The sequence below is a fragment of the Novosphingobium malaysiense genome, from assembly GCF_000802225.1.
Lineage (GTDB): Bacteria > Pseudomonadota > Alphaproteobacteria > Sphingomonadales > Sphingomonadaceae > Novosphingobium > Novosphingobium malaysiense.
Genome location: NZ_JTDI01000066.1, coordinates 1 through 201, shown reverse-complemented (window position 1 = coordinate 201; position 201 = coordinate 1). Strand labels below are relative to the sequence as shown.

Below are 201 nucleotides of genomic sequence, written 5' to 3'. Positions count from 1 at the left end.
CTTCAGGCCGCTGAAACTGAAATCCAGCCCCGGACGATCGGTCATCGGCCTTGGGAAGACGAAACGCCCTGGCGTGCCCTGCTCGGCCAGCTTGGCGATCTCCGGACCGCCGGGATAATTCAGGCCCATCAGTTTCGCGGTCTTGTCGAAGGCTTCGCCGGCGGCATCGTCCAGCGACTCGCCAAGCAGTTGGTACTGACC

1 pseudogene is annotated in these 201 nt (G+C 63.2%); it reads right to left on the bottom strand.

Going from position 1 to position 201, the window contains the following annotated elements:
• Positions 1–201 (bottom strand): annotated as a pseudogene (locus LK12_RS23515) (tRNA (adenosine(37)-N6)-threonylcarbamoyltransferase complex transferase subunit TsaD); the annotation flags it as partial.